We start from the raw sequence: 20,534 nt of genomic DNA on the forward strand, positions 1-20,534 counted from the left end.
GGACGCCTGAGGCGTCTTCGCGTCCGGTGGGCAGGTCTGGGAGGATCTCGCGGTGGACAGCACTGATGACGCCGCCCGCCGGACACTTGTCCGCCGCGGCTTGGCTCTGGAGTACGTCACCCTGGGCTGGAACGTGATCGGCATCGTGGTGCTCGCCGTCGCCGCGCTCTCCGCCAGGTCCGTCGCGCTGGCCGGGTTCGGACTGGACTCCCTGATCGAGATCGGCGCCTCCACCGTGGTGGTCTGGGAACTGTCCGGCACCGGCGAGGACCGCCGACGCCGTGCGCTGAATCTGATCGGCGTCGGCTTCGCGCTCCTGGCGGTGTACCTGCTGGTGCAGTCCACATGGGTGCTGGCCTCCGGCTTCCGGCCCCACCACTCCCCGCTGGGCATCGGCTGGACCGCGGTGACGGCTGCGGTGATGTTCACGCTCGCCGCCGGCAAGGCACGCACGGGCACCGCGCTCGACAACCCGGTGCTGAAGACCGAGGGCCGGGTGACCCTGATCGACGGCCTGCTGGCCTCCGCCGTGCTGCTCGGCCTCCTGCTGAATTCCCTGGCCGGCCTCTGGTGGGCCGACCCGGCCACCGGCTACGTGCTGGTCTACTACGCACTGCGCGAGGCCAAGGAGATCTTCTTCAGCGAGCACTGACGCTCGTGACCAGCGATGGAAACCGGCCGCCGTCCTGGGGCCACCGCTACGACGGCGGGTTCGGCTCCTGCTGTGCGGACTGGAGGTCGGCGAGGAGTTCCGCCTGCCCGGCCAGCACGCCGGACAGGATGGACCGCGCCACCCGCAGCAGCTCGGCCAGTTGCGGGCTGGCCAACGAGTAGTACACGTTGGAGCCCTCCTTCCGGGTCCTGACCAGGTTTGCGCGCCGCAGCACGGCGAGTTGCTGGGACAGGTGCGCAGCCTCGATGCCCACCTCGGGCAGCATCTCGGCGACCGCATGCTCTCGCTCGCTCAGCAGTTCCAGGACCCGGATGCGGGCCGGATGGCCGAGCGTCTTGAAGAACTCGGCCTTCAGTTGGTACAGCGGTGTACTCATGGAGTCGCCTCCCCCACACAGCCGCACGGCCCCACCGGCCGGCGTTCGGCGCATCGCATCCATCCACTCGTCAGCAACATGCGGCCATCCTCGCCTGCGGCGCCTGCCGGATCGAATCCGCACCGAAGCAGCGAGGCAAGCCCCCGTTTCCATCTCATTGGATCGAAGGAAAGCGGGGAAGATTCGGCGCAGCGATTCAGGAAGGCAAATAGCGATATACGGAACGGCGGAATGCATGACACGTAATACGGTCCGCCGTCATGGATTCAGCCGCAGGGACACATCCTCAACAAGTAAGTCAAGACTTACCCTTGGGGAGCTTTGACCGTATGGTGTGGCTCGAATCGAAGGAGCCCCCTTTGTCGGAAGCGAACGATCCCGCTGTGCGTGCGGTTGAATCGGAGCAGGATTATGTGTCCTCCTTGTACGAGTTGCTCACCGAGCGGCTTTCCGAGGCGCGAGTACACCGAGCGAGCGTGCTGAAGGCTCCGGCGGACAGCGCCGGTGAGGCATACGAGAGGGAAATCACCGCCGAGCGTCTGACCAGGGAAATAGGCCGCCTGGAAGGCGCCGAGAAGGGGCTGGTCTTCGGACGCATCGACTGGACGGACGGCACGGCCCTGCGCATCGGGCGGATCGGACTGCAGAGGGAGGAGGATGACCTGCCGCTGCTCGTGGACTGGCGCGCGAACGCGGCGCGGCCTTTCCTACGAGGCGACACCGGTCCACCCGATGGCCCTGCGGCGGCGCAGGCACCTGCGCCTCGAGGAGCGCACGGTCATCTCGGTGAGCGACGAACTGCTGGACGGGACCGCCCCGACCGACGAGGACGTCGTGGGGGACGGCCCGTTGACCGAGGCTCTGTCGGCACGGCGTACGGGCAGGATGCACGCGGCCGTCGCGACGCTGCAGGCCGAGCAGGACGAGATCGTCCGCTCCGCCCACCGCGGGGTGACCGTGGTGCAGGGCGGGCCCGGCACCGGCAAAACGGTGGTCGCCCTGCACCGGGCGGCCTTCGTCCTGTACGCGTTCCCCCGCGCCGCGGAGGAGGGTGTCCTGGTGGTGGGCCCGAACGCCCGGTTCCTCGACTACATCTCCCAGGTCCTTCCCTCGCTCGGCGAGAACGACGTCGTCCTGGCGACCTGCCGGGAACTGGCCGGAGTGTCCACGGACGCGGCGGGCCCGCTCGACACGGCGCGCCTGAAGGGCAGTTCCGACCTCGCTGGCGCCTTGGCCGGCCTGCTGCGCGTCCACCGAGCCCCGGCCGGGGACTTCGGCGTGCGCGTCGGACAGGAACTGGTTCGCCTCTCCTGCGAGGAAGTCGCCGTGGCGCGCGAGGCCGCCGTGACCGCCGTACCGGGGCACAACCCCGCGCGCCAGGTGTTCAAGGAGCTCTTGGTCGACGCCGTCGCCGATGCGATGCAACGAGACATGGGCGACCTCCTGGATCAGATCGACGCCGATGCCGAGAAGATGACGGGCCTGAACCTCGACCGGTTCACGGGAGTCGCCCAGCGCCGTGCCGAAGGTGGGGACGACTCAGGTCCGGTCCACGCGTTGGACCTGGACGCCATCCGGGCCGATCTTCTCGACGACGCCGGCGTCGACCGAGCGGTCGAGGCGTTGTGGCCGGGGCTGGTACCCGGTGACCTCGTCAAGGCGCTCCTGACGAGCGCCGACGCTCTCGCCCAACACCTGCCCCGCCTGACCGCGCAGGAGAGGTCCCTTCTGCTGCGCGGTCCGGACGACCCGTGGACCGAGGCCGATGTGCCGTTGCTGGACGAGGCGGCGAGCCTGGTCGACGGCCCTCCCGAGCGGACGTACGGGCACGTCGTCGTCGACGAGGCGCAGGAACTGACCGCGATGCAGTGGCGGATGATCGCCCGCCGCTGCCCGGCGAGGTCGATGACGCTGGTGGGTGACTTCGCCCAGGCGGGGCCGGTCACGACAGCACGCGACTGGAAGGAAGCGCTGAGCCCGCACGTGGGACCGCGGTTCACGCTGCACAACCTGACCGTCAGCTACCGCACCACGCAGGAGATCCTGGAAAGCGTCCGGGACCTGCTCACGCAGATCGCCCCGGACCAGCAGCCCGCACGGTCACTGCGAAGCGGTGAGAGCCCTCGGGCCGTGACCACACCCGCGACCGGGTTGATCACCGCCGTCGTTCAGGCACTCCGCGCCCAGAGCACCGCGCACCCGGGCGAGCTTCTGGGAGTGATCTGCGCGGACACCCGGGTCAGCGGGCTGACGGCCCAGGGCATCGCTCACCACGCACGCATCGTGCCGGCGTCCGAAGCGCGCGGCCTGGAATTCGACGGGGTCGTCGTCGTGAGTCCCGAGGAGATCATCACGGCCCGTCCCGGTGGGGAAAGGGACTTGTACGTAGCCCTGACCCGGGCCACCAAGCGCCTCTGCACCATCACCGTCCGGCCCGCCTGACGGCTCGGCGCCCGCGTCGTCGCCGCGGGCGCACCCGGCGCGGTACGGACACCCGCCCGCTCGCGGGGCTGCTCGACGGGTCACCGCTCGTGGCGGCACCCGGCATCACGGGGCCTGGTCCGCGTCGGGTTCGATGCCGAGTTCGTGCGTGCTGTACTCGCCGAACCGTTTGACGTGGTCGGTCGGGTACGGCGAGGTATGGGCCAGGTCCTCAGGATTCATTGGGCAGGGCCGGGTCCGCTGACGGTCAGTCGGCCCTGCCCCCACGCCTGTCAGGCGGGCCGGATCATGGTCAAGTGCTGGAGGTTCGTGGCTGCTGCGTGGGAAGGGCGGGCAGGACTCCGGCCGTCTCCAGATGGGCGCGGGCGGCCGCGATCGCCTCGGGTGTGGTGGTGTACTCCCGGCCCTCGTCGCGCAGCAGGTCCAGCACGCCGAGGGAGTCCAGGACCCGGCGCTGGCCGGGGCGAATGCCGGAGGCGAGGACGGTGATGCCGCGTCGGCGCAGTTTCTGGACGGCGTCCTTGAGGACGAGGGCACCGGTGGCGTCCATGGTCGACACCCGGGACATCCGCAGGATGACGACCCTGACGTCGGCCACCTCGGCCAGTACCAGCAGGAAACGGTGGGCGGCGGCGAAGAACAGCGGGCCGTCGATGCGGTAGGCCACGATGTTCTCGGCCAGCAGGGCGTGTTCCTCGGCGCCGTGGTCGCCCCGGTCGAGCGGCACCTTGTCGACGCGCGCCTGCTTCGCGACCGCGTGCAGGGCGAGGGCACCCGCGACGGCCAGGCCGATGACGACCGCGTACACGAGGTCGAGGGCGAGGGTCGCTGCGGCGGTCAGGACAAGGATCAGCGCATCGGAGCGGGTGGCCCGCGCCAGGGCCCTGAGCGAGCCCACCTCGACCATGCGGACCGCGGTGGCGAGCAGCACGCCGGCGAGCGCGGCGAGCGGGATCCTCGAGACCAGCGGTGCGGCGGCGAAGACGATCACGGCGAGAACGGCGGCGTGGGTGAGGGCGGCGAGCCGGGAGCTCGCGCCGGTGCGGACGTTGACCGCGGTACGGGCGATCGCGCCGGTCGCCGGGACACCGCCGAAGAGCGGAGCAGCGATGTTCGCGAGGCCCTGGCCGAACAGCTCCCGGTCGGGGTCGTGCCTCTGCCCGACTGTCATGCCGTCGGCGACCGACGCCGACAGGAGGGACTCCAGGGCGGCGAGCGCGGCCACCGCGACGGCCGGGGCGAGCAGGGAACCCAGCGAGCCGAGATCGAGGAAGGCGAGCGAGGGCGCGGGCAGTCCGGAGGGCAGGTCACCGATCGGCTTGGCGGCATTCAGGTGGGCGGCCTGCGCGACCACGGTCGCGGCGGTCACGGCCAGGATGGAGAACGGTACGGCCGGTCGCAGGCGGGCGCCGGCCAGCATGACGGCGGCCACCGCGGCGGCGAGGCCGACGGCCGTCCAGTTCGGGGACCCGGTGAACTCCTCGACCGCCCGCCAGGTCACCACCAGCACCCGGTCGCCCTCCGGCTTGGGCACGCCGAGGGCGTTCGGGATCTGCTGGAGGCCGATCACGCAGGCGATGCCGAGAGTGAAGCCCTCGACCACGGGCGCGGGAATGTACTGCATGTACCGCCCGGCCTTCAGTACGGCGAGCGCCACCAGCATCACGCCGGCCAGCAGACCGACCGTGAGGACACCCGTCCGGCCGTACCGGCCGACGATGGGGACGAGGACCACGGTCATGGCGCCGGTCGGCCCCGACACCTGGAGGTTGGATCCGCCGAAGAGGGCGGCGAGGGCGCCCGCCACGACAGCGGTCGCCAGACCCGCCTCCGCGCCCAGCCCGGAGGAGACACCGAAACCGAGGGCCAGGGGCAGCGCCACGATGGCCACGGTCAGCCCGGCGAGCAGGTCCCGTCGAGGGTCGCGGCCTGCCTGAGCCAGGTCGGTACGGGCGGGCAGCAGTGCGGTGATCCGGGAGCCGGCCCGGCCGATCCACCGTGTCATTGCTTGGCGACCTCCGCGTCCCGCAACTCGACCAGTAGTTCGTTCCGTCCGGCGAGCATCTCGGTCAGGATTCGCCGCGCGGCCGTCATCAGGTCCGCGACGTCGCCCCCGGCCAGCTCGTAGACGACGGTCGAGCCCTCGCGGGCCGACGTGACGATCCCCGAGCGGCGCAGCACCGCCAGGTGCTGCGACAGGCCGGAGGGCTCCACCTCGATCGCGGCCAGCAGGTCCCGCACCGGCATCGGCCCGTCCTGCAGCAGCTCCAGGACCCGGATCCGCACGGGATGCCCCAGCATCCGGAAGAACTCCGCCTTCGCCTGGTACAGCGGAACGGACACGACCCCTCACCTTCGCCTGCGAGCCCCGCCCCACAAGACGGACAGGGAAAAGCTGCATCCGCGGCAACTTGCGAACACGATGAACTAAGCATCTAAGCAATTGCGAAAATTTGCAATTCCTCATCAGGATGCCGTCCGGAGCCCTGGCGTCGGAGGGGGTGGCGGAGACTCTGGCGGTGTCGAGGGTGGACGGCCATGCCGAAGCGGAGGCGCTGGGGCCGTCCCGGGGCGGTCACGGGCGGTGGTGACCCGGCGCCACGACGTCGGTGCCGTCAGCGCTCGGCCGTTGATGACGACCGTGCCCGGTGAGTCCGTGCTTCCGCAGGAGCGTCCGGCGCGGGCCCGCCAGTCGCCGGCGCGCACGGGGCCGAGGGCAGGCCGGCCTCCGAGCGGGTCGGCCGCCGGGTGCCGGGCGCCGAGCCCGCCCGGACGCCGCCATCTAGCGATCCGATGCAAGAGACATCCCATCACAGGTTCACAACATTGATGGGATGGATCCCTTGTTGACATCCCATGACGGCGACCCCCAGTCGAGCGATCAGGCGGAATTCTCCAGCTTCTTCTCCCATGCCTCTAGACAACCCCTCCGGACCCACCCTATAAACATCCCATCTCTCTGTCAGCGACACCCAACCGTCGCATCGGTGTAACAACCCCGCTCCGGGACAAGCGCGAGGAAGTACCCATGAGAATCAGACCCGCACTCAGCTCCACAGCCTCCGTCGTCTGTGCGCTGACGCTGCTCAGCGCGTGCAGCAGCGGCTCCGGTACGTCCGCCTCGTCGAGCGGCAAGCCGCTCGTGGGCGTCGACTACCCGCGGTCCGACACCGACTTCTGGAACTCCTACATCAAGTACACGCCCGACTTCGCGAAGCAGCTCGGCCTGTCCCTGAAGACCACGAACTCCCAGAACGACGTCGCCAAGCTCACCGCCAACGCGCAGACGTTCATCAGCCAGGGCGTCAAGGGCATAGCGATGGCGCCGCAGGACACCGCCGCCATCGCGCCGACCCTGGCGCAGCTGGAGGCGAAGAAGATCCCCGTCGTCACCGTCGACACCCGTCCCGACACCGGCAAGGTGTTCATGGTGGTGCGGGCCGACAACCGCGCCTACGGCGAGAAGGCCTGCCAGTTCCTCGGCACGAAGCTCGGCGGCAAGGGCAAGGTCGTCATGCTCGAAGGCGGCCTCGACTCGATCAACGGCCGTGACCGCACCGAGGCGTTCAACGACTGCATGAAGAAGAGCTACCCCGGCATCAAGGTGTTCGGCGAGGCCACCAACTGGGACGGCGCGGTCGCCGCGCAGAAGCTGCAGACGGACCTCACCGCCAACCCGGACATCAAGGGCGTCTACATGGAATCCAGCTTCGGCCTGTCCGGCACGCTGCAGGTGCTCAAGCAGAAGGGCCTGCTGGTGGATCCGAAGGACAAGAAGCACGTGTTCATCGTGTCCAACGACGGCATCCCCGAGGAGCTCAAGGACATCGCCGCGGGCAAGATCGACGCCACCGTCTCCCAGCCCGCCGACCTGTACGCCAAGTACGCCCTGTACTACCTCAAGGCCGCGATCGACGGGAAGACGTTCAAGCCGGGCAAGACCGACCACGACAGCACGATCATCCAGGTCCGTGTCGGTCTGCTGGAGGACCAGCTCTCCGCTCCTCTGGTCACCGCTGACGGCGGCACCTACGGCGGCGTTCCCAGCGTCAAGAGCGACGACACGTCGCTGTGGGGCAACCACCTCGGCTGACCTGCCCGGTCAGGGACCAACGGCTATCCAGAACAAGGCGGTTGAGATGAGCGACGGGGAGCGTACTGTCACCCCCGCGCCCGCCCCGGCGGACGACGGGCGGGCCTTTGCGGCCCCGCCCGTCGTCGAGGCGACGGGCATAGTCAAACGATTCGGTCCGACGGTGGCCCTGAACGGCGCCCGGATCACCATCCGGCCCGGCGAGACCCACGCACTCGTCGGCCGCAACGGGGCCGGCAAGTCGACCCTCGTGTCCGTCCTGACGGGCCTGCACGCCCCCGACGAGGGGACGGTCACCTTCGGCGGCGACCCCGCGCCGCGGCTCAGCGACCGCGACGCCTGGCGCCGGCGCGTCGCCTGCGTCTACCAGAAGTCGACGATCATCCCCACGCTGACCGTCGCCGAGAACCTGTTCCTGAACCGGCACCACCACGGCCCCCACCGGCTCATCAGCTGGACCGGCGTACGCCGCCGGGCCCAGGAGCTGCTGTCGGCCTGGTCGGTGGAGGTCGACCCGCAGTCCCCGGCCGGCGACCTCAGCGTCGAGCAGCGGCAGTTCGTCGAGATCGCCCGGGCGCTGTCCTTCGGGGCCCGGTTCATCATCCTCGACGAGCCCACCGCGCAGCTCGACGCGGCGGCGATCAACCGGCTCTTCGACCGCATCCGCGACCTGCAACGCCAGGGCGTGACCTTCCTGTTCATCAGTCATCACCTGCAGGAGGTCTACGAGATCTGCGACATGGTGACGGTGTTCCGCGACGCGGCGCACATCGTGACCGCGCCGGTCGCGGAACTGCCCCGCACCGAGCTGGTCGCCGCCATGACCGGCGAGGCCGCGGCAGACCGGCGCCAGGAGCGCACCGCCAGCCTGGACGAGAGCACCGTGCCCGCGCTGACCGTGCACGGTCTGAGCAGCGACGACACCTACACCGACGTCACTTTCCAGGTGGGCGCCGGGGAGATCGTCGGCCTCGCGGGCGCCGCCGCCAGCGGACGTACGGAGGTCGCCGAGACCGTCGTAGGCCTGCGCGCCGCCGCGAGGGGGGACCTGGAGATCTCCGGGCGCCGGCCCCGGCCGGGCAGCGTGCCCGACGCGCTCGCGGCCGGCGCCGGGTTCGTTCCGCAGGACCGGCACCACCAGGGCTTCGTGCCGGACATGTCGATCGCCGACAACGCGACCCTGTCCGTGCCCAGGCGGCTCGGCAGGAACGGCTTCCTCAGCCGCGGACGGCGCGACCGGCTGGCCGAGGGCATGATCGAGAACCTGGCCATCAAGACCCCCGGACCGGAGCTGCCCGTCTCCGCCCTGTCCGGCGGCAACCAGCAGAAGGTCGTCATGGCGCGCGCCCTGGCCGACGACCCCCGGCTGCTGGTCCTGATCAACCCGACCGCCGGCGTGGACGTGCGCTCCAAGGAGTTCCTCCTCGGCAAGGTCGAGGAGACCGCCGAGTCCGGCACGGGCGTGCTCATCGCCTCCGACGAACTCGACGACCTGCGCATGTGCGACCGGATCCTGGTGATGTTCCAGGGCCGGGTCACGACCGAGATACCACGCGGCTGGCACGACCACGACCTCGTGGCCGCGATGGAAGGAGTGGACCTGCATGCCTGAAGCAATGCCTGAAACCGTCCTCGCGGACGCCGCCGCCCAGGCCGTGGAGACCGGGCAGAGGCGCACCGCGCTGCTCGGCGGCCGGATCCCCCTCGCCCGGCTGCGCGACCTGGCGCTCGTTCCGGCGATCGTCGTCATCGCGATCGTCGGACAGATCGTCAACCCGGTCTTCCTGCAGGCCGACAACCTCATCAACGTCCTGCAGACCATGTCCGAGATGGCCCTGCTGGTCCTCGCCCAGACGATGATCCTGATCGTCAAGAAGATGGACCTGTCCCTGGAGTCCACCATGGGTCTGGCGCCGGGCGTCGCGGCCTGGCTGGTCGTCCCGGCCGGCGCCGGGCACGGACTCGGTCTGCTCCCCGGCGCCTGGTCGGTCCCCCTCACCCTCGCCGTGGGCGCGCTCGTCGGCGTGATCAACTCGCTGCTGATCATCCGCTTCGGCCTCAACGGCTTCATCGTCACGCTCGGCATGCTGATCGTGCTGCGCGGCATCCTCACCGGCATCTCCGGCGGTCAGACCTTCTTCCAGCTGCCGCAGTCGATGCTCTACACCGGCACCGCCGAATGGTTCGGCATGCCCGCCTCGATCTGGATCTGCCTGGCCCTGTTCGCCGTCGCGATCGTGGTGCTCGGCTGGACCAGCTTCGGCCGCTCCCTGTACGCCATCGGCGGCAACGTCGACGCGGCGAAGGCGGCCGGCATCCGCACCGACCGGGTGCTGTGGATCGTCATCGTCACCGGCAGCGTGCTTGCCGCCCTCGCCGGGCTGATGCTCTCCGGACGCCTGGCCTCGGTCGCCTCCGCGCAGGGCAACGGCTACATCTTCACCGTCTTCGCCGCCGCCGTCATCGGGGGCATCAGCCTCAACGGCGGCAGGGGCACCATGTTCGGCGCGTTCTGCGGCATCCTGCTGCTCTTCATGATCCAGAACGTGCTGACGCTGGCCGGTGTCCCCGCCCAGTGGATCGGCGCCCTCAACGGCCTGATCATCCTGGTCGCCCTCGCCATCTCCCGCATCACCGGCGGCAAGGTCCAGGAGTGACCCGGGCGGCCCACCGGCCGCCCCGCCTCCGCCGCGTTCACGTCTCGTCGCGGGGAGACCCGTCTCCCCTGCCCCTCCCAGGAGTTGCCGCCATGTCCTCCCCCGTGCCCCCGTCAGCCCGCATCATCGCCCTGGACGTCCTGGACGTGCGGTTCCCGACCTCCGAACACCTCGACGGCTCGGACGCCATGAACCCCGAGCCCGACTACTCGGCCGCCTACGTGGTCCTGCGCACCGACGCGGGCGACGGGCTGGAGGGCCACGCCCTGGCCTTCACCACCGGACGCGGCAACGACGCCCAGGCCGCCGCCATCGCCACCCTCGCCCCGCACGTGGTCGGCCTGTCCGTGGAAGAAGTCTGCTCCGATCTCGGCGCCTTCGCCCGCTCCCTGGTCCACGACCCGCAACTGCGCTGGCTGGGGCCGGAGAAGGGCGCCATCCACATGGCGACCGGCGCGGTCGTCAACGCCGCCTGGGACCTGTCCGCCAAGCGGGCGGGCAAGCCGGTCTGGCGCTTGCTGGGCGAGATGTCGCCGGAGGAGCTGGTCGCCCAGGTCGACTTCCGCTGGCTGTCCGACGCGCTCACGCCCGAGGAGGCGCTGGAGATCCTGCGCCGTGCCGAACCCGGCCGTGAGCGGCGCATCGGCCACCTTCTCGACCAGGGCTACCCGGCCTACACCACCACCCCGGGCTGGCTCGGCTACTCCGACGAGAAGCTGGCCCGCCTCGCCCGTGAGGCCGTCGCGGACGGCTTCACGCAGATCAAGCTGAAGGTGGGCGCCGACCTGCAGGACGACATACGGCGCCTGCGCACCGCCCGCGAGACCGTCGGCCCGGACATCCGGATCGCCGTGGACGCCAACCAGAGATGGGACGTCCAGCCCGCCATCGACTGGATGCGGGCCCTGGCCCCCTACGACCCGTACTGGATCGAGGAGCCCACCTCCCCCGACGACATCCTCGGCCACGCCGCCGTCCGCAGGGCGCTCAGCCCCATCAAGGTCGCCACCGGCGAACACATCGCCAACCGGGTGGTGTTCAAGCAGCTGCTGCAGGCCGGCGCGGTCGACATCGTGCAGATCGACTCCGCCCGCGTCGGCGGCGTCAACGAGAACATCGCCATCCTGCTGCTGGCCGCGAAGTTCGGTGTGCCGGTCTGCCCGCACGCCGGCGGCGTCGGCCTGTGCGAGATGGTGCAGCACCTGTCGATGTTCGACTACGTCGCCGTCTCCGGCACCACCGAGGACCGGGTCATCGAGTACGTCGACCACCTGCACGAGCACTTCGTCGACCCGGTCCGCATCGTCGACGGCCACTACCTCGCCCCGACGCTGCCCGGACTGAGCGCGCAGATGCACCCCGCCTCCCTCAAGGAGTACAGCTACCCCGACGGCCCGGTCTGGTCCGCCCGTGTCTGAATCACTGCCCCTGGTCGACGCCCACCACCACGTGTGGGACCTGGACCGCCGGCCCCAGGCCTGGCTGGAGGAGCCCGGCCTCGAGCCGATCCGCCGCAGCCTCGGCGTCGAGGACCTGCGACGGGCAGCCGACCGGCCCCTGGCGGGGCGCCGGCTGACCAGCACGGTGGTCGTGCAGTGCGTGACCTCCGTGGCGGAGACCGCGGACCTGCTCGACCTCGCGGGCCGGGACCCGCTGGTCGGCGCGGTGGTCGGCTGGGCGGACCTGACGTCCCCCGCGATCGGCGACGTACTCGACGAACTGCGCTCCAAGCCCGGGGGCGACTACCTGCGGGCCCTGCGCCACCTGGTGCAAAGCGAGCCGGACCCGGAGTGGCTGCAGCAGCCGTCCGTCGAGCGGGGCCTGCGCGCCGTACGGGACCGGGGCCTCGGCTACGACGTGCTCATCCGCAGCCACCAGTTCGACCAGGCGATCCGTCTCGCCCAGCGCTTCCCGGACCTCCCGCTCGTGCTGGACCACGCGGGCAAACCGCCCATCGGACAGCCAGCGTTCTCCGACTGGGCGCGCCAGGTGCGGGCGCTGGCGAGTCATCCTCAGGTGCGGTGCAAGGTCTCCGGACTGATCACCGAAGCCGACCACCACACCTGGACACTCGACGACATCCGCCCCGTCTGGGACACCCTCCTGGCCGCCTTCGGCCCCGAGCGGCTGATGTTCGGCTCCGACTGGCCCGTCTGCGTCCTCGCCGGAGGCTGGTCCCGCTGGGCCGCCACCGTCGAACAACTGATGGACGACTGCTCCCCGCACGAGAGGCAGGCGGTGCTCTGTGACACGGCCACCGCCTTCTACCGCCTGACCGACCACGAGAACGACACGTAAGGAGGGGACCGCGTGCTGCTGACCGAACTGCTGCACCCCGGCATCCTCGAAGCGCTGGCCGGAGCCGGGCACGGCGCCCGTGTCCTGCTCGCCGACGGCCACTACCCCGCCAGCACCGCCGTCGGCGAACGAGCCAGGACCGTTCACCTCAACCTGGCACCCGGCACCCTCGACGTGACCACGGTCCTGGACGTGCTGTTGCGCGCCCTGCCCGTGGAGGCGGCGCAGGTGATGGTGCCGCCCGAGGGCGAGCCGGAGCCGGCGGCCATCGCCGAGTACCGGTCCCGACTGGCGCCGGTGCCCGTCGACACGCTCGGCCGCTTCGCGTTCTACGACGCCGCCCGCTCCCCCGACCTGGCACTCGCCGTCGTCACCGGTGACACCCGTACCTACGCCAACCTGCTGCTGACCATCGGCGTCCGCGCGGAAGGGACCCTGACCCCACGATGACTCTCGCCGTCCGCTACACTTCGGCCCGCACCCTGGACACCGCGCCCGCCACCGCCTCCGAGCCCGGCCCCGGCGAGGTGGAACTCGCCCCCGCCTACGTCGGAATCTGCGGAACCGACCTGCACATCTTCCACGGCGACATGGACGCCCGCGTCGCCGCGCCCGCCGTCCTGGGACACGAGATGGCCGGGCGGATCGTCCGCGTCGGACCCGGCGTCGAGGAGTGGCACCCCGACGACGCGGTCACCGTGATGCCGCTGCGCTGGGACGACACCTGCCCGGCCTGCCGAGCCGGCCACCAGCACATCTGCCAGCACCTGGACTTCATCGGCATCGACTCCCCCGGCGCCATGCAGCAGCGCTGGACGGTACCCGCCTCCACCCTCATCCGGCTGCCCGCAACCCTCCCCCTGGACCAGGCCGCGCTCGTCGAACCGACCGCCGTCGCGGTACACGACGTCGGCCGGGCGGCGGTGAAGGACGGCGAGAAGGTCGTCGTGGTCGGCGGCGGACCCGTCGGCATCCTGATCGCGCTCGTCGCCCGCGCCGTCGGCGCCGAGGTACGGGTGGTCGAACTCAACGCCCATCGCAGGCTGCTCGCCGAGGAGTTGGGCCTGAGCACCTGGGACCCGGCCGCCGCCGACATCACCGAACTCGTCCAGCAGTGGGCGGGCGAGGCGGGAGCGGACGTCGCCTTCGAGGTATCGGGAGCGGCGGGCGGTGTGGACACCGCCGTCGACGTCCTCGGCGTGCGTGGCCGGCTGTGCCTGGTCGCCATCCACCCACGGCCCCGCGAGATCAACCTGCACCGCTTTTTCTGGCGCGAACTCACCCTCGTGGGCGCCCGGTTGTACGACCGCTCCGATTTCGAGCGGGCGGTCGCCCTGGTCGCCGACGGCACCATCCCCGCCCAGCGCCTGATCACCAAGATCGTGCCGATGACCGAGGCACCGGCCGCCTTCGAGGCGCTGGAGAGCGGCGGAGACGTGATGAAGATCCTCGTGGACTGCACCGACGACACCCAGGGAGCCACCGCATGAGCGCCTTTGACCTCACCGGGAAGCTCGCCGTCGTCACCGGCGCCCGACGCGGCATCGGCCAGGCGATGGCCCGGGCGCTCGCCCAGGCCGGCGCGGACGTGATCGGTGTCAGCGCCAACCTGGAACAGTCCGGGAGCCAGGTGGAGAAGGACGTCCTCACGGCCGGGCGTTCCTTCGAGGCGATCCGCACCGACTTCGCCGACCCCGACGCCGTCCGCGCTCTGGGCGAGGAGCTCGCCGGGCGCGAACGCCCGGTGGACATCCTGATCAACAACGCGGGCACCATCCGCCGCACCCCGGCCGCCCAACACAGCGACGCCGACTGGGCATTGGTGCTCCAGGTCAACCTCACCGCGCAGTTCGCGCTCACCCGGGCCGTGGGTGCCACGATGGTGGCCCGCGGACAGGGCAAGGTCGTCTTCACGGCCTCCCTGCTCAGCTACCAGGGCGGCATCACCGTCCCCGGCTACACCGCCGCCAAGCACGGCATCGCCGGGCTGACGAAGGCGCTGGCCAACGAGTGGGCGCCGCACGGGGTCAACGTCAACGCCATCGCCCCCGGCTACATCGCCACCGACAACACGCAGGCCCTCCAGGACGATCCGGCCCGCAGCAAGGCCATCCTGGAGCGGATCCCCGCCGGACGCTGGGGCACCGCCGACGACCTCGCCGGCGCCACCGTCTTCCTCGCCTCCCCCGCCTCCGACTACATCCACGGCACCACCCTGCCCGTCGACGGCGGATGGCTCGGACGATGACGGGGGACCTGGCCGCCGTACTGGCGGGGTCGCGTCTGCTGCCCGTGCTCACCGTGGCGTCCGTCGCGAGTGCCGGCCCCCTGGCCGACGCGCTCGCGGCGGGCGGCGCCCGCTGTGCGGAGGTCACCTTCCGCACACCCGACGCGGAACAGGTCGTCAAGGCGATGGCGGCGCACGGCGCTCTGACCGTCGGTGCCGGGACCGTGCTCACCGCGGAGCAGGCGGAACGGGCCGTGGCTGCCGGGGCCCGCTTCCTCGTCTCGCCCGGCATCGACGACGAAGTCATCGACAGGGCACGCACGTTGGGAGTACCGGTCGTGCCGGGCGTGGCGACGGCGAGCGAGTTGATGCGCGCGTTGAAGGCGGGTCTCGACACGGTCAAGCTGTTTCCCGCCGAACCGCTCGGTGGCATGGGGACGCTCCGCGCGCTCGCGGCTCCCTTCCCGCAGGCACGCTTCGTGCCGACCGGCGGCATAGGACCCGACCAGCTGCCCGGCTATCTCGCCCACCCGTCGGTCCTCGCCGTGGGCGGCAGCTGGATCGCCACCCCCGGCCACCTCGAACGCGGCGCGTACGACGAGATCCGCCGGCTGACCGCCGAGGCAGTGGAGAGGACGGCCCGGTGACCGACGTGATCGCCCTGGGCGAGGTGATGCTGCGGTTCGACCCCGGCGAGGGCAGGATCCGCACCGCCCGCACCTTCCAGGTCTGGGAGGGCGGCGGCGAGTACAACGTCGTACGCGGACTGCGCCGCTGCTTCGGCCTGCGCACCGCCGTCGTCACCGCCCTCGCCGACAACGCGGTGGGCCGGCTCGCGGAGGACCTGATCCTCCAGGGCGGCGTCGACACCTCGCACATTCGCTGGGTCGCGGCGGACGGCATGGGGCGCACGGTCCGCAACGGCCTGAACTTCGTCGAGCGCGGCTTCGGCATCCGCGGGGCGCTGGGCGTGAGCGACCGCGCGAACACCGCCGTCTCCCAACTACGCAAGGGGGACGTCGACTGGGACGCGGTGTTCTCGGCCGGGGTGCGCTGGTTCCACACCGGCGGGATCTTCGCCGGACTGTCTGACACCACCGTCGACGTCGCCGACGAGGCCATGGCGGCCGCCCGTCGGTACGGCGTCACCGTCTCCTACGACCCCAACTACCGGCCCAGCCTCTGGGACGGCCGGGGTGGCGCCGCACGGGCCCGCGAGACCGACCTCCGCCTGGCCCGGCACGCCGACGTCGTCGTGGGTGCCCTCGGACTCGCGGGCCCGCACCCGGGCGCCGTGCGGCTGACCGACGACGAGGTACCCGACGCGCTCGCCTCGGTGTCGTCCCAGCTGCCGCAGGCGGGAGTGCTGGCGACGACTCTGCGCGCAGTGCCCTCGGCCGGGGTCAACGACTGGTCCTCGCTCGCCTGGTCACGCGAGACCGGGCTGGTCAGCGGCCCCCGCATGCCCGGTCTGCACGTCCTGGACCGCATCGGCTCCGGCGACGGCTTCGCCGCGGGCCTCGTCTACGGCCTGCTCACCGGTGCGGGCCTGGAGCGCGCCCTCGCCTACGGCACCGCGCACGGCGCCCTCACCATGACCACGCCCGGTGACGTCTCCATGGCCACCCTCGCCGAGGTCGAGGCGCTCCTCGCGGGCGCCACTGCACACGTCCGACGCTGAACCACCCCTCCCGGGAGCACCCCTTGCGCCGCCGTACGATCCCCACCACCGCCGTCCAGGTCACCGAGCTCGGCTTCGGTGCCTCCGTGATCGGCAACCTCTACCGCACCACCAGCGCCGAGGACGCGGCGGCCGCCGTCGACTCCGCCTGGGACGCGGGCATCCGCTACTACGACACCGCTCCCCACTACGGCCTCGGCCTCTCCGAACACCGCCTGGGCGCCGCCCTGCACCACCGGCCCCGCGATCAGTACGTCATCTCCTCCAAGGTCGGCCGACTCCTCGTCCCCAACGAACACCCCGAAGGCGTCGACACCGAAGGCTTCGTCGTCCGCGACGACCTGCGCCGCCAATGGGACTTCAGCCGCGACGGCGTGCTGCGCTCCATCGAGGCGACGCTGCAGCGCACCGGCCTGGACCACCTCGACATCGTCTACCTCCACGACCCCGACGACCACTGGCAACAGGCAGCGGACGAGGCCATGCCCGCCCTCGCCGAACTACGCGACCAAGGCGTCATCGGAGCGATCGGCGCCGGCATGAACCAGTCCGCCATGCTCGCCCGCTTCCTGCGCGAGACCGCCGCCGACCTCGTGATGCTCGCCGGGCGCTACACCCTCCTCGACCAGTCCGCCCTCGACGACGTGCTGCCCACCGCGCAGGAACACGGCAAGGCCGTCGTCGCCGTCGGCGTCTTCAACTCCGGCCTGCTTTCGCTGGACCGGCCCGCGGAAGGCATGAAGTACGACTACCAGGCCGCCCCGCCGGAACTCGTCGACCGCGCCCGTGCCATCGCCGACGTCTGCGAGGCCCACGGCACCACACTGCCCGCCGCCGCCATCGCCTTCCCCCTCACTCATCCGAGCGTCATCAACGTCACGCTCGGCATGCGCGACCCCGGACAGGTCCGGCGCAACGCGCTCCTGCACCGACAGCCCGTCCCCAAGGAGCTCTGGCACGACCTGCGCGACCAGGGGCTCCTCCGCGCCGAGGTCCCCTTCGCACCCGACGAGAGGAGTCGGCCGTGTCCCTGACCGACAAGGCGATCACCCAGATCCGCCAACTCATCGCCTCCGGGGCGCTGCCTCCGGGCGCGAAGCTGCCTCCCGAGCCCGAGCTGGCCGCCCAGCTCGGGCTCTCCCGCAACCTCGCACGCGAGGCGGTGAAGGCGCTGGCCGTGGCGCGCGTGCTGGAGATCCGGCGGGGCGACGGCACGTACGTCACCAGCCTGCAGCCGAGCCTGCTCCTCGAGGGCCTCGGTGGCGCGGTGGAACTGCTCCAGGGCGATCCCGGTGCCGTACTGGACCTCATGGAGGTGCGGCGGCTGCTCGAGCCCGCCGCCACCGCCCTGGCCGTCGCCCGGCTGTCTGACGACGCGCTGGGCGAGGTGAAGCGGCATCTGGACGCCATGCGCGCGGCGCGCGACGACGTGGAGCGGCTCAATGCGCACGACGTGGCGTTCCACCGCGCCATCGTGGACGTCACCGGCAACGAAACGCTGATCACCCTGCTGGAGGGCATCTCGGGCCGCACCCTGCGCGCGCGGATCTGGCGTGGTCTGGTCGACAGCCGGGCGGCGGCCCGTACGCTCGCGGAGCACGAGGCGATCTACGCGGCTCTGGCCGCGCGTGACGCCGTTCTGAGTCACGCCGCGGCACTGGTGCACGTCAACAACACCGAACAGTGGCTGCGGGAGCATCTGGAGGCCGCGGAGGGCTTGCGGGTGACGAGATCTCCTGGCTGAGGCCGCGCCGCCGCAACGGCGAACTGGGGGACTGCCCGGACGGTTCTCCGCCCGGGCAGTCCTTCGGTTCACCGCCTTCACGCCCGTGTCACTGGGCGGTGAAGGTCCACAGCAGGTTGGTGCTGCTGCCGTAGCCCCACTGCTTGGTGACGGACCCGGAGGCCACGTTCCCGCCGCCGTCCAGGACGAGGCCGGTGGTCCGGTTGGCGATGGTGCACATGCCCTCGCCGCGGTGGGTGACCGTCCACTGCTGGTTGTTGCTGCCGTTCCAGGCCGCCTGCTGGGCCGGGGAGCCGTCGGAGGTGGCGCCCCAGCCGTCGGCGACCATGCCGTTGGTGCGGTTGACCAGCTTGTAGTAGCCGCCGCCGACGTCCACGAGCTGCCACTGGAGGTTGGGGCTGCCGTCCCAGGTGTACTGCTTGAGGTTGGATCCCGAGGCGACGTTTCCTCCGCTGTCCAGGGCCAGGCCGTCGGTGACGTTGGTGATGCGGAAGTAGGTGGCCGGATTGAACTGCACCTTCAGGGAGGTGATCTGGTCGTTCTGGCCGGTGACCCTGAGGTCGGGGTTGTCGGCGGTGAAGGTCCAGGAGGTGCCGGTGAAGTTGTCGCCACTGTAGGCGATGATCTGGTTGCCGGCCGCCAGCTTCAGGGAGGAGATGCTCTGGGGGTCCACCCCGGCCAGCTGCAGCTGCTCGGCCGTGTAGGTGCCGGGGTCGAGCACCGCGTAGTTCGCGGAGTAGTTGACGTCCTGGTAGACCACGGCACCGACCGCCGGCCGCAGCGGGGGGATCGGGCCGGAGAAGCTGAGCTTGAGGACGTAGGCGCCCGCGGTGAACGGCGCCGAGGAGGGCAGCGTCACGGTCAGCCCGGAGGAGTCCTGCGTCGGCGCGGCGAGGTTGATGTAGGTGCCGGCGGTCGAGTCGAGCAGCTTGACCGAGGTGAGCGAGGAGACGTTGATGCGGTCCGAGCTCAGGGTCCTGATCTTCAGTGAACTGCCGGGCCAGCCCAGCACGGTGGCGTACAGCACCGTGTTGCCCTTGCTGCGGGTGAAGCGGATGTCCTGTGCGGTGCCGACGAGGGGGGCGGTGAACGCGCCCCCGCCCATCCGGGTCGGCCCCTCGCCGTACTGCGTCCAGGCACGCGTCGCGTACATCGACTCCCCGAAACGCTTCAGGTAGTCGCCGATGCCGAGCAGCACGTCCTTCTGGCCCTGGGGGATCGTGCCGTCGGCCATCGGCGCGATGTTCAGCAGCATGTTGCCGTTCTTGCTGACCCGGTCGATCAGGGAGTGCAGCATCTGCTGGGTGCTGTAGTAGCCGATCCCCTGCGTGTAGCACCAGCTGGAGCTGGAGATGCTGTCGTCGGTGAGCCAGTAGGGCGCGGTCCGGTCGGCCGGGCCGCCGCGCTCGTAGTCGAAGACCTCGCCGTGGCCGTTGAAGCCGTCCTTGTAGGTGGCGACGACCTCTTTGCCCCAGGCATTGGCCTGGTTGTAGTAGTACGACAGGAAGTTCAGGCGCTGCGTCTCGTCGACCTTGGTCAGGTCGAAGTCCTCCCAGAGGATGTCCGGTTGGGCGCGGTCGACGACCTCCTTGAGCTTGTCGTACCAGAGCTGGTTCTCGGCGGTGGAGCCCAGTTGCCCGTAGAGCTTCTGTAGGCTGGGGTCGGTCTGGGCGGGCACGTGGTCGTAGTAGCCGTTGAAGTTGTAGGCGTGGTGCATCGCCACGAGGAGCTTGAGGTTCTTGGCGCGGATCGCCGTGGTGAACAGCTTCAGCAGGTCGAGCCTGGGCCCCTTGGCGACCGAGTTCCACTCGTTGACCTGCGAGTCCCACATGGAGAATCCGTCGTGGTGCTCCGCGACCGGCCCCGCGAACTTCGCTCCGGCGTCGACGAAGAGCTGGGCCCACTCGTCGGGGTCGAAGTTCCCTCCGGCGGACTTGAGTCTGGGTGCGAACTGGGTGAAGTGGCCCGCCTTGTCGTTCGCCCCGTTGATGAAGTTGTGGTACGGCCACACCGAGGGGTCGCCGTAGGTCGCGATGTGGTGCGTGTTGGCGTTGCTCCCGCTGATGTACATGTTGCGGGGGTACCACTCGCTGTCGTAGGCGGGGACGCTGAAGACGCCCCAGTGGAAGTAGATACCGAACTTGGCGTCCTGGAACCACTCCGGGGCGGGCGGGTGCTGGTTCACCGAAGCCCACGTGGGTGTGTAGGTGCTGGGAGCGGCCTGCGCGGTGCCGGCGCCGAACACTCCCCCCGCGACGGCCGCCGCGGCCACGCAGGTGGCACCGGCGAGGAACTGACGTCTGTTGATCGAACTGGGCATGGGCCATCCCTGTGACGGACGAA

At 70.6% G+C, this 20,534-nt stretch carries 17 protein-coding genes and 1 pseudogene; 14 read left to right on the forward strand and 4 right to left on the reverse strand.

What is annotated here, in order from left to right; all coding sequences use genetic code 11:
- Positions 1 to 52: 52 nt before the first annotated feature.
- Positions 53 to 652, forward strand: coding sequence for a cation transporter (locus JF597_RS28925; RefSeq protein WP_294002214.1), 600 nt, complete (start codon positions 53 to 55; stop codon positions 650 to 652).
- 46 nt (positions 653 to 698) lie between these two features.
- Here JF597_RS28925 and JF597_RS28930 read toward each other — a convergent pair whose 3' ends face one another.
- On the reverse strand, positions 699 to 1,049 hold the full coding sequence (locus JF597_RS28930; protein WP_294002216.1) for a metalloregulator ArsR/SmtB family transcription factor: 351 nt from the start codon (positions 1,047 to 1,049) through the stop codon (positions 699 to 701).
- 413 nt (positions 1,050 to 1,462) lie between these two features.
- Between JF597_RS28930 and JF597_RS28935 the strand changes: the two are divergent.
- Positions 1,463 to 3,491: pseudogene (locus tag JF597_RS28935) on the forward strand (ATP-dependent DNA helicase).
- Positions 3,492 to 3,783: 292 nt separating this feature from the next.
- Here the strand turns inward: JF597_RS28935 and JF597_RS28940 are convergent.
- Both JF597_RS28940 and JF597_RS28945 read right to left on the reverse strand, forming a co-directional pair.
- Positions 3,784 to 5,496 (reverse strand): SulP family inorganic anion transporter, encoded by a 1,713-nt coding sequence (locus JF597_RS28940; RefSeq protein ID WP_294002217.1) that lies wholly within the window; start codon positions 5,494 to 5,496, stop codon positions 3,784 to 3,786.
- On the reverse strand, positions 5,493 to 5,834 hold the full coding sequence (locus JF597_RS28945; RefSeq protein ID WP_294002219.1) for a metalloregulator ArsR/SmtB family transcription factor: 342 nt from the start codon (positions 5,832 to 5,834) through the stop codon (positions 5,493 to 5,495). The genes JF597_RS28940 and JF597_RS28945 overlap by 4 nt, the downstream gene beginning before the upstream one ends.
- 685 nt (positions 5,835 to 6,519) lie before the next feature.
- Between JF597_RS28945 and JF597_RS28950 the strand changes: the two genes are divergently transcribed.
- The 12 genes from JF597_RS28950 (at position 6,520) to JF597_RS29005 (ending at position 18,191) form a co-directional block, all read left to right on the forward strand.
- Complete coding sequence (locus JF597_RS28950) at positions 6,520 to 7,584, forward strand: sugar ABC transporter substrate-binding protein (protein ID WP_294002220.1); 1,065 nt, start codon at positions 6,520 to 6,522, stop codon at positions 7,582 to 7,584.
- A 46-nt stretch (positions 7,585 to 7,630) separates the two neighbouring features.
- Positions 7,631 to 9,196 carry a sugar ABC transporter ATP-binding protein gene (locus JF597_RS28955; RefSeq protein ID WP_294002221.1) on the forward strand — a complete coding sequence of 522 codons (1,566 nt, stop codon included), beginning with the start codon at positions 7,631 to 7,633 and terminating at the stop codon, positions 9,194 to 9,196.
- 4 nt (positions 9,197 to 9,200) lie between these two features.
- The gene (locus tag JF597_RS28960) at positions 9,201 to 10,241 is read left to right on the forward strand and encodes an ABC transporter permease (protein WP_294002259.1); all 1,041 of its coding nucleotides are present in this window, start codon (positions 9,201 to 9,203) and stop codon (positions 10,239 to 10,241) included.
- Between the two features lie 92 nt (positions 10,242 to 10,333).
- Entirely contained in the window at positions 10,334 to 11,659 is a 1,326-nt protein-coding gene (locus JF597_RS28965) for an L-fuconate dehydratase (RefSeq protein WP_294002222.1), read from the forward strand.
- Positions 11,652 to 12,539, forward strand: a complete 888-nt coding sequence (locus JF597_RS28970; protein WP_294002223.1) for an amidohydrolase family protein — start codon at positions 11,652 to 11,654, stop codon at positions 12,537 to 12,539. The genes JF597_RS28965 and JF597_RS28970 overlap by 8 nt, the downstream gene beginning before the upstream one ends.
- 12 nt (positions 12,540 to 12,551) lie before the next feature.
- Entirely contained in the window at positions 12,552 to 12,989 is a 438-nt protein-coding gene (locus JF597_RS28975; protein WP_294002224.1) for an RbsD/FucU family protein, read from the forward strand.
- Complete coding sequence (locus JF597_RS28980) at positions 12,986 to 14,029, forward strand: alcohol dehydrogenase catalytic domain-containing protein (RefSeq protein WP_294002225.1); 1,044 nt, start codon at positions 12,986 to 12,988, stop codon at positions 14,027 to 14,029. The genes JF597_RS28975 and JF597_RS28980 overlap by 4 nt, the downstream gene beginning before the upstream one ends.
- Complete coding sequence (locus JF597_RS28985) at positions 14,026 to 14,787, forward strand: SDR family oxidoreductase (RefSeq protein ID WP_294002226.1); 762 nt, start codon at positions 14,026 to 14,028, stop codon at positions 14,785 to 14,787. The genes JF597_RS28980 and JF597_RS28985 overlap by 4 nt, the downstream gene beginning before the upstream one ends.
- Positions 14,784 to 15,413, forward strand: coding sequence for a bifunctional 4-hydroxy-2-oxoglutarate aldolase/2-dehydro-3-deoxy-phosphogluconate aldolase (gene eda / locus JF597_RS28990; RefSeq protein WP_294002227.1), 630 nt, complete (start codon positions 14,784 to 14,786; stop codon positions 15,411 to 15,413). Before JF597_RS28985 ends, eda begins: the two co-directional genes overlap by 4 nt.
- Positions 15,410 to 16,447 carry a sugar kinase gene (locus JF597_RS28995; RefSeq protein ID WP_294002228.1) on the forward strand — a complete coding sequence of 346 codons (1,038 nt, stop codon included), beginning with the start codon at positions 15,410 to 15,412 and terminating at the stop codon, positions 16,445 to 16,447. Before eda ends, JF597_RS28995 begins: the two co-directional genes overlap by 4 nt.
- 23 nt (positions 16,448 to 16,470) lie before the next feature.
- Positions 16,471 to 17,481, forward strand: a complete 1,011-nt coding sequence (locus JF597_RS29000; RefSeq protein WP_294002229.1) for an aldo/keto reductase — start codon at positions 16,471 to 16,473, stop codon at positions 17,479 to 17,481.
- Positions 17,472 to 18,191, forward strand: a complete 720-nt coding sequence (locus JF597_RS29005; protein WP_294002230.1) for a FadR/GntR family transcriptional regulator — start codon at positions 17,472 to 17,474, stop codon at positions 18,189 to 18,191. The genes JF597_RS29000 and JF597_RS29005 overlap by 10 nt, the downstream gene beginning before the upstream one ends.
- Positions 18,192 to 18,279: 88 nt before the next feature.
- On the opposite strand, the gene JF597_RS29010 is transcribed toward JF597_RS29005, so the two are convergent.
- Positions 18,280 to 20,511, reverse strand: coding sequence for an alpha-L-fucosidase (locus JF597_RS29010; protein ID WP_294002231.1), 2,232 nt, complete (start codon positions 20,509 to 20,511; stop codon positions 18,280 to 18,282).
- Between the last annotated feature and the right edge of the window lie 23 nt (positions 20,512 to 20,534).

Origin of the sequence: Streptomyces sp., assembly GCF_019510245.1 — a bacterium.
Taxonomy (GTDB): domain Bacteria; phylum Actinomycetota; class Actinomycetes; order Streptomycetales; family Streptomycetaceae; genus Streptomyces.

What these genes read in the sequence shown, in the direction of transcription:
- JF597_RS28930 (WP_294002216.1), bottom strand. Translation starts at nt 1,049, where the DNA reads ATGAGTACACCGCTGTACCAACTGAAGGCCGAGTTCTTCAAGACGCTC.
- JF597_RS28940 (WP_294002217.1), bottom strand. Translation starts at nt 5,496, where the DNA reads ATGACACGGTGGATCGGCCGGGCCGGCTCCCGGATCACCGCACTGCTG.
- JF597_RS28950 (WP_294002220.1), top strand. Translation starts at nt 6,520, where the DNA reads ATGAGAATCAGACCCGCACTCAGCTCCACAGCCTCCGTCGTCTGTGCG.
- JF597_RS28955 (WP_294002221.1), top strand. Translation starts at nt 7,631, where the DNA reads ATGAGCGACGGGGAGCGTACTGTCACCCCCGCGCCCGCCCCGGCGGAC.
- JF597_RS28960 (WP_294002259.1), top strand. Translation starts at nt 9,201, where the DNA reads ATGCCTGAAACCGTCCTCGCGGACGCCGCCGCCCAGGCCGTGGAGACC.
- JF597_RS28965 (WP_294002222.1), top strand. Translation starts at nt 10,334, where the DNA reads ATGTCCTCCCCCGTGCCCCCGTCAGCCCGCATCATCGCCCTGGACGTC.
- JF597_RS28980 (WP_294002225.1), top strand. Translation starts at nt 12,986, where the DNA reads ATGACTCTCGCCGTCCGCTACACTTCGGCCCGCACCCTGGACACCGCG.
- JF597_RS28985 (WP_294002226.1), top strand. Translation starts at nt 14,026, where the DNA reads ATGAGCGCCTTTGACCTCACCGGGAAGCTCGCCGTCGTCACCGGCGCC.
- eda (WP_294002227.1), top strand. Translation starts at nt 14,784, where the DNA reads ATGACGGGGGACCTGGCCGCCGTACTGGCGGGGTCGCGTCTGCTGCCC.
- JF597_RS29010 (WP_294002231.1), bottom strand. Translation starts at nt 20,511, where the DNA reads ATGCCCAGTTCGATCAACAGACGTCAGTTCCTCGCCGGTGCCACCTGC.